We start from the raw sequence: 13,201 nt of genomic DNA, 5'->3' as shown, positions 1-13,201 counted from the left end.
GCGGCGGAACAACCCGGCAAGGCATTGCGGCCGAACAACTTGTGGCGACATTGCCCGAAGACGCCGGCAAGACCGGGCCGATGGCAGCGGTTGAAGCATTGGATGGCCCCGGCTTTTGGCCGGGGTCATTTTTATGGAACGCAGCTCAGGCGGCCAGTTGTTCCGTCTGCGCATGCGGAATGCGCACGGAGACGATGGTTCCGCGGCCCTCGTGCGACCGGATTTTAAGAGCGCCGCCATGCAGTTCGGCCAGCGAGCGGGAAATGGCGAGGCCGAGACCGGAGCCGGTATGGTTCTTGGAGAACTGGTTCTGCACCTGTTCGAACGGCTTGCCGAGCTTGCGCAGGGCTTCGCTCGGAATGCCGCAGCCGTTGTCCTCGATGGTCAGTGTCAGCGCGCCGGACGTGTTGCGCGCCCGCACCTTGATGTGCCCGCCTTCGCCGGTGAATTTCACTGCGTTCGACAGCAGGTTGAGCGTGATCTGCTTCATGGCCCGGCGGTCGGCGGTCAGCGTAAGCCGGTCGGAAATCCGCGTTTCCATCGTGATCGCCTTGGCCTTGGCCTGCAGGGCCACCATGGCAACGGTTTCCTTGATCAGCGGGCAGAGATCGAAGTTTTCCTGCTCCAGCGTGAACCGTCCGGCCTCGATCTTGGACATGTCGAGTATGTCGTTGATGACGTTGAGCAGGTAATTGCCGCTCTGGTGGATGTCGCGCGCATATTCCTCGTAGCGGTCGGAACCGAGCGGCCCGAAAAGGCCGGCCTGCATCACTTCCGAGAATCCGATGACAGCGTTGAGCGGTGTGCGCAACTCGTGGCTCATGTTGGCCAGGAATTCCGACTTGGCCCGGTTGGCTGCTTCGGCCCGGTCCTTTTCCGCCTGGTATTTCCGGTTCAGGTCTTCCAGTTCGCGGGTGCGTTCTTCTTCCGATTTGCGCATCAGCGACAGGTCGTGGATGGTCGCCATCAGCCGGCGCTCGCTTTCCTGCAGCCGCTCGTGATGCAGCTTGAGCGCGGTGATGTCTGTTCCGATCGACACGACGCCGCCGTCGCGGGTGCGGAACTCGTTGACCTGCAGCCAGCGCCCGTCGGCCAGCTGCCGTTCCCAGGTTGCGCCGCCGTCGCCGTTGGCCATGCGCTTCTGCATGGCGAACGGGGCCATCTGTGCTTCCACGTCGTCGCGGTGGGTGCCCGGCTGCACGTCGGAGGCCGTCAGGCCCATCTGCTCCAGGTACTTGGAATTGCAAAGGACCAGCTTGCCGCGCGAATCCCAGAGGACAAAGGATTCCGGGACGTTCTCGATGGCCGTCCGCAGCCGCATGTCGGCTTCCTCGGAGGCCAGCGCGAGGCGGTGCTGCTCGGTGACATCGACCGCGATGCCGATCAGGTGGGCTTCCGGCGCCTCAGGGTCGACGACCTTCGCACGGGCGCGCATCCACACCCAGTGGCCGTCGGCGTGGCGCATCCGGAACACCTGGTCGATATGGCTGATCTCGCGGCCGGCGATCCGGGTCGCGATCTCGAAGAGGTCGCCGTCGTCGGGATGGATGATGTTCGACACCTCGCCGAAGGAGAGCATGCCCTCGCTCGGCGCGTAGCCGAGCATGTCGTACATAGACCGCGACCAGTACATGCAGCCGCGCGACATGTCCCAATCCCACAGGCCGCAGCGCCCGCGCATCAGCGCCATGTCGACGTGGTCGTGGGCCTTGGAATACATGGCATCGGCCGCACGTGCCCGCGCCGCCTGGCCGAAATAGGCGTACAGGATGACGATCAGCACCATCGACGTGGTCACAAACAGCGTGACGTTGAGCGAGATTGACTGTTTCCAGGCGGCGAAGACCAGCGACTCCGGCACCACGGCCAGCGCTCCGAAGCGCCGGTTCGGGCTGAACGACATGGCGGCCAGCTGGCTGCGGCCGTCCATTCCGACGGTCATGACGTCGGCTTTGTCGCCGAACAGGAACAGCGGCTGCCCGCCGGTCAGGATCGTGTCGAGGCTGCGACCGACGAGCGGCTGCGCGGTGCCGACGGCCGCGATCACGGTCAGCGAATTGTCGGTGACGATCAGCGCGCTGCGCCCGCCCATGGCGCCAACCGCATTGACATCCTCGATGGCCGACAGGACGTCGGCGACCGGTGCGTCGTCGTCGAGCCGCGCCAGTTCGCTGGCCAGCTTGCCGGCGCTCATCTGCAGCATCACGCGGGCCGTCTGGGCCGTGTCGTCATGCTGGTTGAGCATGTTGATCAGGCGGATGCCCGCCACCATGACGAGGAAAATGACGATCAGGATCGGGACCGACCGCCGAAGCACGGGCTCCGAGGCGATCAGGCGGCGATAGGCCGGCTTGGCCAGAAGTTGCGCTGCTCCGCGCAGCCGCCCGGCATGGTCCTGCTTGGCGTTGCCGCGGATAAAACTGTCCCGATCGGGCGCGCCGAACGCGTCCGTCTTGGCCATGTGTGGCCTCCCCGTTGGATGTCTGCCGCTTGATGATTCGGAACGCCGCACAACCGAATCGTCAGTAAGGAATCATCCGCGATTCGGCTTGTCCAGTCCCCGCCGATCAAAAAGTTGACAAGTCGGTAACGGGCGCCCGGAACGTCACGCCAGGGTCCGGTCCACGATGTCCTTCAGGTCGGTCGAAAGGTCCGGTGCATTCGCCATGGAAACCAGCGCCTTGCGCGCCTTTTCCCGACGTTTCGGTTCAAGCGAGCGCCACGAGCGCAGCGCCGTGGCAAGCCGCGCGGCGACCTGCGGGTTCATCTTTCCGATGGCCAGCACGGTCTCGGCGAAGAAGGCATAGCCTTCGCCGTCCGGACGATGAAAGCCGGTCTGGTTCGCACTCGCCCAGATGCCGATGAGCGAGCGCACCCGGTTCGGATTGGCAATCTGGAAACCCGGATGGTCCATCAGGCCCTTGACCCGCGCCAGCGCCGCGTCGCCGGGCATCATCGCCTGCATGGAGAACCACTTGTCCAGCACCAGCGGATCGTCGCGGAAGCGCGCCTCGAAGGCCTCCAGCGCCGCCTCGGCCGCAGCCGAACCGCCGGCCTTCTGCGTCAGCACGGCCAGCGCCCCGGCGAGGTCGGTCATGTTGCCGGCCGTGTCGAAATGCGCCTTGGCAAGCGCGGTCTCCGCCTCGCCGGTCAGGTAACCGAGCAGCGTCAGCCGCAGCGCCCGCCGGCCGGCCTGCGCCGCATCGGGGCGGAAACGCCCGGTTTCCTCCAGCCCGTCGTAAAGCTGGCGGAAGCCGTCACCGTTGCCGTCGGCGATCGCCGTCGAGAGCACGTTGCGTGCAGCGAAGATCGCGTCCGGATCGACATCCTCCCCGATTTCCCGCGCGATGTCCGCTTCGCCGGGCAGGGTCAGCGCCAGCGACCGGTAGGCCGGCTCCAGGGCGCCGTCGGCGGCGATCTCGCCTGCCAGCGCGACCAATTGCCGGTCGACCGCCATTGCCTTGCCGCCGCGCGCCAGCCGAGTCAGACGGATCAGTTCGTCGCTGAACAGCCGGTCCAGCGCCTGCCAGCGCGAGAACGCGTCGTTGTCGTGGCGCGCCAGGAACATGCGGTCGGCCTCGCTCTGCTCGAAGGCCAGCGTCACCGGGGCCGAGAAACCGCGCAACAGCGACGGCACGGGCCGCTCGTGGATGCCGGAGAAGCGGATCGTGTGCTTGCGCTTCGTCAGGTGGATCACGCCGTCGCGCACCTCCGCGCCCTCGATGCCGGTCGGCGCCATGTCCTCGCCGTCCGGACCGACGAGGCCGAAGGCGAGGGGGATGTGCATCAGCTTCTTGCGGCTTTCACCGGGCGTCGCCGGCACCGACTGCTCGACATCGAGCACGAACTGCCCGGTCCGGGCGTCGTGGCTGGCCTTGATCGACAGGTGCGGGGTTCCGGCCTGGTGGTACCACAGCGCGAACTGCGACAGGTTGCGCCCCGATGCGTCCTCGAAACAGGCGAGGAAGTCCTCGATCGTGGCCGCATCGCCGTCATGGCGCTCGAAGTAGAGGTCCATGCCGGCCCGGAATGTCTCGGCACCGAGCACGGTGCGGATCATCCGCACCACTTCCGATCCCTTCTCGTAGACCGTCGCCGTGTAGAAGTTGTTGATCTCGCGGTAGGCCCGCGGGCGCACCGGGTGCGCCAGCGGCCCGGCATCCTCAGGGAACTGGTGCGACTTGAGCAGCCGCACTTCGGCGATGCGCTTGACCCCGCGCGAGCGCATGTCGGCGGAAAATTCATGGTCGCGGAAGACCGTCAGGCCTTCCTTGAGGCAAAGCTGGAACCAGTCGCGGCAAGTGATTCTGTTGCCGGTCCAATTATGGAAATACTCGTGCGCGATGATCGCCTCGATATTGGCGAAATCCGCGTCGGTGGCCGTCGCCTCGTCCGCCAGCACGTACTTGTCGTTGAAGACGTTGAGACCCTTGTTCTCCATCGCCCCCATGTTGAAGTCCGACACTGCGACGATGTTGAAGACGTCGAGGTCATACGCGCGCCCGAACACCTCCTCGTCCCAGCGCATCGAGCGCTTGAGCGCATCCATCGCGTAGGCCGCGCGGTCTTCCTTGCCATGCTCGACATAGATGCCTAGGTCGACCGGCCGGCCCTCCATGGTCGTGAAACGGTCGGACACGCGTGCCAGGTCGCCCGCCACCAGCGCAAACAGGTAGGACGGCTTGGGGTGGGGATCATGCCACTCGGCGAAGTGCCAGCCCTCGCGGAGATCGCCGGTCTCGCCGGGATTGCCGTTCGACAGCATCACCGGGTGCCCGTCCTTCGGCGCCTCGATGCGCACGCTGTAGACCGAAAGCACGTCGGGGCGGTCGAGGAAATAGGTGATGCGCCGGAAGCCCTCGGCCTCGCACTGTGTGCAGTAGTTGCCGGACGAGCGGTAGAGGCCGGACAGTGCCTTGTTGGCATCCGGGTCGAGCCGCGTGACGATCTCCAGGTCGAAACGGGCAGGGGGATTGGCAAGCGTCAGCCGGTCCGGCGTCGCCTCGTAGCCCTCGTTCAGCAGCTTGCCGTCGAGCTTCAGCGAGGCCAGGTCGAGGCCGTCGCCGTCGAGCACCAGCGGCGCGCCCTCCGCCACACCGTCGCGCCGCTCCACGCTCAGCACCGCCTTGCAGGTCGCCTTGCCCTCCTCCAGCCGGAACGTCATGTGCGTGCTGGCAATGAGGTAATCCGTCGGTTGGTAGTCGGAGAGCTTGAAGACCTGTCCTGTGTCGGTACGCATTGATGACCTTTCGCCGGCGGCTTGCCGGTGTTATCGCTTGCTGCACGTGAGCGGGCGCCGGCTTGACTGCCGACAGGGCCTGTTTATCCAATCGGGACCAATCGACAAAGCCTTTTACTGACCCATCTAGGTCACTGGCTGAGAGAGCAAGGGAGAGCGATTGCCATGGGCATGGCCAATGTGAAGTTCGGCTTCGGTGCATCCGCGCGCCGGGTGGAAGACCAGACCTTCGTGACCGGCAGGGGCCGCTACACCGACGACATCGCGCCGGAAGGATGCCTGCACGGCTACGTCCTGCGTTCGCCGGTGGCCGCCGCGACCTTTTCCATCGACGCCGGTTCGCTGGACGCGGCCCGCGGCGCCGAGGGGGTCCATCTCGTTCTGACCGGACCGGACATCGACAACCTTGGCGACCTTGTTTCGCCGCTCTTCCAGGCCCTGCCGGAGCTGAAGGGCGCGACGCCGCGCAACATCCCCGTCCTGTGCCGCAATGCGGTACGCCATGTTGGAGATGCCGTTGCCTTCATCGTGGCCGACACCCGCGAACTGGCCGCCGACGCCGCCGAACTGATCGAGGTGGACTACGACACGACGGATCCGGTGATCGAAACGGCCCGCGCGCTCGATGCCGATGCGCCGCTGGTCTGGCCCGACGCAGGCAGCAACAAGGCCTTCACCTACCATCGCGGCTCGAAGGAAGAGACCGACGCTGCCTTCGCAAAGGCAGCGCACGTCACCCGGGTTGCCTTCGTCAACAACCGCCTCGTCAGCAATTACATGGAGCCGCGCGCGGCCATTGGCGACTGGCGCGACGACGGCATCACGCTGACCACGGGCTCCCAGGGCGTGTTCAGCCTGCGCCGCCTGCTGTGCCAGAACGTGTTTGGCATCGACCCGGAGCAGATGCGCGTCATCACCCCGGACGTCGGTGGCGGGTTCGGCACGAAGACCTTCGTCTACCGGGAATATCCGCTGGTTCTGGAGGCCTCCCGCCGTCTTGGCCGCCCGGTGAAGTGGACAGGCGACCGCACCGAGCACTTCCTCGAGGATGCCCACGGCCGCGACAACGTGGTGGAAGCCGAAATGGCGATGGACGCCGAAGGCCGGTTCCTCGCGCTCCGCATTTCGGTGATCGCCGCCATGGGGGCCTATGCCAACCAGTTCGGCCCCTACATCCCGTGGGTGGGAACATCGATGACCACCGGCGTCTACGACATTCCCGTCATCGACGTGACGGTGGACGGGGTCTACACCCACACCGTGCCGGTGGATGCCTATCGCGGCGCCGGCCGGCCGGAAGCGGCCCTGCTGATCGAGAAACTCGCCGACCAGTGCGCCCGCGAACTGAACCTCGCGCCGGAAGAACTGCGGGCCCGCAATTTCATCCGCCCCGAGCAGTTCCCCTACACCACGCCCACGGGCCGCAAGTACGATGTCGGCGAGTTCGATGCCCACATGCGCCAGGCCATGCAAAAGGCCGACTGGGCCGGCTTCGAGGCCCGCGTCGCCGAGGCCCGCTCGCGCGGCAAGATCCGCGGCATCGGCATGGCGACCTATATCGAGGCCTGCGCCTTCGCCGGGTCCGAGCCGGCGCATCTCAAGCTGGAAGACAGCGGTGACGTGACGCTGTTCATCGGCACCCAGTCCAACGGCCAGGGTCACGCCACGGCCTATGCCCAGTTCGTGGCCGACAAGCTGGACCTGCCGCTGGAACGCATCCATGTGCGCCAGGGCGATACCAGCGAATTGACCAACGGCGGCGGGACCGGCGGATCGCGCTCCATCCCGCTGGGGGGCGTATCGGCCTCGCGGGCCGGCGATGACCTGGCCCAGAAGATGCGCCGGATCGCCGCCTCCGAACTGGAGGCCGACGCCGCCGACATCGAGCTGACCGAGGGCGAGGCCCGCATTGTCGGCACCGACCGCTCGATGTCCTTCGCCGCCATCGCGAAAGCCGCCAAGGATCCGGAAGACCTGAAGGGTTTCGGCGAGTTCAAGCAGGACGAGGCCACCTATCCGAACGGCACCCATGTCTGCGAAGTCGAGATCGACCCGCAGACCGGTGCAACGGAGATCGTGCGCTACACCATCGTCGATGATTTCGGCGCGTCGGTGAACCCGCTCCTGCTCGCCGGCCAGGTGCACGGCGGCGCGGTGCAGGGCATCAGCCAGGCGTTGATGGAAAATACTGTTTACGACGAAAGCGGCCAGCTCATCACGGCGACCTTCATGGACTATGCCATGCCGCGCGCCGCGGATATGCCGAGCTTCGATTTCGAAACCCGCAACGTGCCGTCCACCACCAATGCCATGGGCATCAAGGGGGCCGGCGAGGCGGGCACGATCGGTGCCACGCCGGCGGCGCTGAACGCCGTCACGGATGCGCTCTGGCGCGCTTGCGGCGTTTCCCACATCGAGATGCCGACGACGCCGGAACGGGTCTGGAGGGCCATCGACGAGGCCGGCGGCGTCAAGTAGGCGGCAGGCGACGGCGATGGGGCAGGTGGCGGCAAAGGAAGTGGCAGGCGAGGAGCGCCCGTTGTTGGGCATCCTGCTGAAGATGGCGTCCGTCACCGCCTTCGTGTCCATGCAGGCGATGATCAAGGCGGCCGGGCAGCTTCCGCCCGGCCAGATCGTCTTCTTCCGCTCTGCCTTCGCCATTGTCCCGATCCTGCTCTGGCTGATCCTTCGCGGCCAGATGAAGGGGGTCCTGCACACGGCCAGGCTCCGCTCGCATATCCTGCGTGGCCTGTTCGGCGTCACCTCCATGGGGCTCGGGTTCTTCGGCCTTACCCGCCTGCCGCTGCCCGATGCCGTGACGCTGAACTATGCCAGCCCGCTGGTCGTCGTCATCTTTTCCGCCATCTTCATCGGCGAGACCGTGCGGCTCTATCGCTGGACGGCGGTCATCGTCGGCCTCATCGGTGTCATCATCATTTCCTGGCCGAAGCTGACATTGCTCACCGCGCCGGGCGGCATGGCCAATGACGAGGCACTGGGCGTCATCGCCATTCTCTGCGCCGCCGTCATGACCGCCGGCGCCATGATCCAGGTCCGTGGCCTGGTCAAGACCGAGCGTACACCAACGATCGTGCTCTATTTCTCGCTGACCGCCAGCGTCGTGGGTCTGGCGACATGGGTATTCGGCTGGGCCGACCTGTCCCGCTTCCAGGTGATCGCCCTTGTGTCGGCGGGCTTTTGTGGCGGCATCGGCCAGATCCTGATGACCCAGAGCTATCGCCACGCGGAGATGTCGACCATCGCGCCGTTCGAATACACATCGCTGATCCTCGCCGGCGTGATCGGCTATGTCGCCTTTGCCGACGTCCCCACCGCCTGGACCCTGGTCGGCGGCGCCATCGTCGTCGGGTCCGGCCTGTTCATCATCTGGCGCGAGCACCGGCTGGGCTTGGAGCGGCGGGCCGCACGCCGTTTCCAGCCGCCGCAATAGCCGTCCCGTCGTTTTTCCGCGTCAGGCGTTGAGGCGTTCTTCCTCCGGCACGTCCTCGATGCGCGGGTCCAGTTGCAGGCTTTCGGGCGTTTGCTGCACTGCCGGCGTGATGACCTGGTAATCCGTGCGCTCGTCCGCCGGGACCGCTTCGCGCCGCATCGACCGCCAGAACGCGTAGCCACCGTAGACCGCGAAGGCCACGCCGAGCGTCATGAACACGCCGCCCTTGCCGACCGCGTCGATGATCGGGCCGCCGACGAGCGGGCCGGCGGTCGTGCCGAAGCCGTAGAAGATCAGGATGCCGCCGGAAATTTTCACGAAGTCTTCCGGCTGCGCGATGTCGTTGGCATGGGCGCTGGCCAGTGCGTAGATGGGGAACAGCACCATGCCCAGCGCGAAGGTGAACCCGAACAGCACCCAGGGCGTCGCCGGCGCCAGGATGGCGGCCGGCACGCAGAGTGCGGCGCCGAACAGGCCCGCGCCCGCCATCACGTAGCGGCGGTCCATCTGGTCGGACAGCCGGCCAATGGGAAACTGCGCGATGATGCCGCCGAGCATGGCGAAGGCCAGCATGGTGGCAATGGTGAAATCGGAAAGATGAGCCATCTTGCCGTAAACCGGCACGAAATAGGACCAGATCGAGAAGACCACGCCGGCCATGAAGGCGCCGACCATGGCCGCCGGCGAGGCCTTGAAAAGGCCCTTGATGTCGATCGAGACCTGCGTGATCGGCCGCGGCGACTGGGCGCTGGTGAGCGTCACCGGCAGCACGGCGGCGGCGAACAGCAGGGCGCAGATGACGAACAGCGTCTCCTTTGTCGGATCGCCTGCCGGCGCCAGGTACTGGCCGGAGGCAACGGCGGCCATGGAAACGATCATGTAGGCCGACATCACCATGCCGCGCGTCTCGTTGGTCACGCGTTCGTTGAGCCAGCTTTCCAGCACCATGTAGCCGCCGGCGACCGAGGCGCCCGCCATCAGCCGGAACAGCGCCCAGGCAATCGGATCCACGACGAGCGAATGGAACAGCATCGACGCCACCAGCAGCGTCTGCATGGCCGCGAAGACCCGGATATGGCCGACGCGCAGCACCAGCCGCGGCACGACCACGCAGCCCGCCGTGAAGGCGGCCGCGTAGGATGCCCCGATCCAGCCGAGCGTCACCGTCGACCAGGCTTCCGCCGTGGCCCGCAGCGGAATCAGGATGCCGGCAAGGCCGACGCCGGCCACCATGAAGAATGCGCTGAGCATCAATGCGGTAATCGGGCGGAGCTGTTGGATCATGAAGCACCGGGATGGGTTTGCAGTTTCGATCGGTGTTGGTGGCGCGGTCCCGCAGTCCAGCGGTCTCACGATTTGCCCCGCGCGTGATGACCGGATTGCGACGGCCGGTTTCGCATTTCCGTGCATGCAGGAGAAAGGGCATTCGCCGCGTCCGTCAACCCCGCGTTCTTTCGCGAGCCGCCGGACGCGGGTCTCTCAGCCGCTCTCGATCTCCCGGAGCCGCAGTTTCAGCGCCAGGAAATCCTTCCAGGCAAAGGCCTTGTGGGCCGGGTTGCGCAGCAAGTAGGCCGGGTGCAGCGTGGCCAGCACCGGGATCTCCGTGCCGGCCGGCGTGCGGTGGACGAGCCAGTTGCCGCGCGTGCGCATGATGCTGTCATTGCGCCCGGTCAGGACCGCCATGGAAGGCCGCCCGAGCGCGAGGATGACATGCGGCGCCGCCAGTTCGATGTGGCGCTCGAGGAAAGGCCGGCAGATCTCGGTCTCGTGCGGTGTCGGCGTGCGATTGCCGGGCGGCCGCCAGGGAATGACATTGGTGATGTAGGCGCTGGTGCGGTCGCGTCCGATGGCCCCGAGCATGCGGTCGAGCAATTGCCCCGACCGGCCGACGAAGGGCAGGCCCTGCAGGTCCTCGTCGCGCCCCGGCGCCTCCCCGATCACCATCAGGCCGGAGTGCGGATCGCCATCGCCGAAGACGAAGCTCTTGGCCGTGAATTTCAGGTTGCAGCCGTCGAAGCCCGAGAACAGCGTTTTCAATTCGTCGAGGCTGGCGGCGGACCGGGCCATGTCACGTGCCCGTGCCACCTGCGCCTCGTCCGGTACGGCGGCCGGCTGACCGGGCTGGGCCGGCACTGGCGGGGCAGGGCGGCTGGCGCCTTGAGCGGCCGCCGGGGATGCAGGCCTTGCCCGGCCAGGGTCCTGTCCCTCGCGGGCCTCCCGTGCCCTGGCCTGAGCCTGTTTCAGCGCCGCCGCCTCGGCAAAGCGGTCGGCCGGGGTGTCGTTCAACACCCAGTCCGCGCCAGCGTCGCGGTAGAAATGCATCAGGTCGGCCAGATCGGTCATGCCTGAGCAGTGCCATGCCGGCCGGTCCGGCGCAAGGCATGGCCGCTCCCTGTGAACAATCGCCGGGCAGGCAACTTGGTGGAACCGGGGCAGCGCGACGGGGTTGATCATCAGGACCGGGAAGCCGGGCCACGCGCTTTCATGGCTGAAACGCCCGGGCGGCGACAGGTGCGACGGTGGCCGGGTGCCGGGGCAAGGCTGCGCAGACTGCCGTTCCACGCCCTGTCCGCCCGCGCGCGACACCCGGGGACGGCGTGAACGAAGAAATGGGATTGACGCTAACGTAAACGTCAATAATATTTGGAAACCTGTAGGCCTGCGAGGTGGATGCGGGGTGTGGCCGTGGTTTTCTCGGGCTCCACCTTGCGCTAAGGGCAGGGGATGATATGGCAAGAGCCGGATGATCAGGCGCGCCGGCGGAGGAACCGATGAGCGAAGTTGAACGCGAAAGCATGGAATTCGATGTCGTGATCGTGGGCGCTGGCCCCGCTGGCCTGTCGGCCGCGATCCGGCTCAAGCAGCTTGATCCCGACATCTCCGTCGTGGTGCTGGAAAAGGGCGGCGAGGTCGGCGCCCACATTCTCTCCGGCGCCGTGGTCGACCCCATCGCGATCAACCGGCTTCTGCCGGACTGGAAGGATGACGCTGATCATCCGTTCCGAACCCCGGTCACCGACGACCATTTTCTCTGGCTTGGCCCCGCCGGATCGGTGCGCCTGCCGAATTTCGCCATGCCGCCGCTGATGAACAACCACGGCAATTACATTGTCTCGCTGGGCAATGTCTGCCGCTGGCTGGCAGCCAAGGCCGAGGAACTGGGCGTCGAGATCTATCCGGGCTTTGCCGCCTCGGAAGTGCTTTACGACGACAACGGCGCCGTCATCGGCGTGGCCACCGGCGACATGGGCATCGGCCGCGACGGCGAGCCGGGTCCGAACTATGCGCCCGGCATGGCGCTGCTCGGCAAGTACACGCTGATCGGCGAGGGTGTGCGCGGGTCGCTCGCCAAGCAGCTCATCGCGAAGTTCGACCTGGCGAAGGACAGTGATCCCGGCAAGTTCGGCATCGGGCTGAAGGAACTCTGGGAGGTCAAGCCCGAGAACCACCGCCAGGGCCTGGTGCAGCATTCCTTCGGCTGGCCGCTCGACGGACGCACCGGTGGCGGCTCGTTCCTCTATCACCTGGAAGACAATCTCGTCGCCGTCGGCTTCGTGCTGCACCTCAACTACGAGAACCCCTATCTCTCGCCCTTCGAGGAATTCCAGCGCTTCAAGACCCATCCGGCCATCGCCCCGGTCTTCGAGGGCGCCAAGCGGCTCTCCTACGGCGCCCGTGCCATCACCGAGGGCGGCTGGCAGTCCGTGCCGAAGCTCACCTTCCCGGGCGGCGCGCTGATCGGCTGTTCGGCCGGTTTCGTCAACGTGCCGCGCATCAAGGGCTCGCACAACGCCATGCTGTCGGGCATGCTGGCAGCCGAGAAGACGGTCGAGGCGCTGGCCGCCGGCCGCGCGCAGGACGAACTCGCCGCCTACGAAAGCGAATGGCGCTCGTCCGACATCGGCAAGGACCTCAAGCGCGTGCGCAACGTCAAGCCGCTGTGGTCGCGCTTCGGCACCATGATCGGAGTCGGTCTCGGCGGGCTGGACATGTGGACCAACCAGCTTCTGGGCTTTTCCTTCTTCGGCACGCTGCACCACGGCAAGACCGATGCGGCCTCCCTCAAGAAGGCGAAGAACTTCAAGCCGATCGCCTATCCCAAGCCGGATGGCGTGCTGACCTTCGACCGCCTGTCCTCGGTCTTCCTCTCCAACACCAACCACGAGGAAGACCAGCCGGTTCACCTGCAGCTCAAGGATGCGGCACTCCAGTATTCCTCCGAACTCAAGGAATATGCCGGACCGTCGACGCGCTATTGCCCGGCCGGGGTCTATGAATGGGTGGACGCCGAGGGCAATGCCATTCCCGCGGGACAGATGACGTCGGCCGGCCAGGAGGCCCGCTTCGTGATCAACGCGCAGAACTGCGTCCACTGCAAGACCTGCGACATCAAGGACCCCAACCAGAACATCAACTGGGTGCCGCCGCAGGGTGGCGAGGGCCCGGTTTACCCGAACATGTGATTGCGCGGGAAAGATCGCGACAGGGCCCGGCACCAGCCCGGGCCCTTT

General features: G+C 66.2%; 7 protein-coding genes. 3 read left to right on the top strand and 4 right to left on the bottom strand.

The window, feature by feature from the left end; translation table 11 throughout:
* Positions 1-145: 145 nt before the first annotated feature.
* Entirely contained in the window at positions 146-2,461 is a 2,316-nt protein-coding gene (locus tag CSC94_RS06725) for a PAS domain-containing sensor histidine kinase (RefSeq protein ID WP_099305109.1), read from the bottom strand.
* A gap of 144 nt (positions 2,462-2,605) precedes the next feature.
* The gene (gene pepN / locus CSC94_RS06720; RefSeq protein ID WP_099305107.1) at positions 2,606-5,239 is read right to left on the bottom strand and encodes an aminopeptidase N; all 2,634 of its coding nucleotides are present in this window, start codon (positions 5,237-5,239) and stop codon (positions 2,606-2,608) included.
* A gap of 165 nt (positions 5,240-5,404) precedes the next feature.
* Between pepN and CSC94_RS06715 the strand changes: the two genes are divergently transcribed.
* Complete coding sequence (locus CSC94_RS06715) at positions 5,405-7,717, top strand: xanthine dehydrogenase family protein molybdopterin-binding subunit (protein ID WP_099305105.1); 2,313 nt, start codon at positions 5,405-5,407, stop codon at positions 7,715-7,717.
* Positions 7,718-7,733: 16 nt separating this feature from the next.
* A complete protein-coding gene (locus CSC94_RS06710) occupies positions 7,734-8,690 on the top strand; it encodes a DMT family transporter (RefSeq protein WP_099305103.1) in 957 nt (318 codons plus the stop codon).
* Between the two features lie 21 nt (positions 8,691-8,711).
* On the opposite strand, the gene CSC94_RS06705 is transcribed toward CSC94_RS06710, so the two are convergent.
* Together CSC94_RS06705 and CSC94_RS06700 are read right to left on the bottom strand one after the other, a co-directional pair.
* A complete protein-coding gene (locus CSC94_RS06705; RefSeq protein ID WP_099305101.1) occupies positions 8,712-9,974 on the bottom strand; it encodes an MFS transporter in 1,263 nt (420 codons plus the stop codon).
* A 195-nt stretch (positions 9,975-10,169) separates the two neighbouring features.
* The gene (locus tag CSC94_RS06700) at positions 10,170-11,033 is read right to left on the bottom strand and encodes a uracil-DNA glycosylase (protein ID WP_099305099.1); all 864 of its coding nucleotides are present in this window, start codon (positions 11,031-11,033) and stop codon (positions 10,170-10,172) included.
* A 428-nt stretch (positions 11,034-11,461) separates the two neighbouring features.
* On the opposite strand from CSC94_RS06700, the gene CSC94_RS06695 reads away from it, so the two are divergent.
* A complete protein-coding gene (locus CSC94_RS06695) occupies positions 11,462-13,153 on the top strand; it encodes an electron transfer flavoprotein-ubiquinone oxidoreductase (protein WP_099305097.1) in 1,692 nt (563 codons plus the stop codon).
* The last annotated feature ends 48 nt before the right edge of the window (positions 13,154-13,201 follow it).

The sequence above is a fragment of the Zhengella mangrovi genome, from assembly GCF_002727065.1.
Taxonomy (GTDB): domain Bacteria; phylum Pseudomonadota; class Alphaproteobacteria; order Rhizobiales; family Rhizobiaceae; genus Zhengella; species Zhengella mangrovi.
The sequence above is the reverse complement of the archived record's forward strand: the minus strand, read 5'-3'. Positions and strand labels throughout refer to the sequence as shown.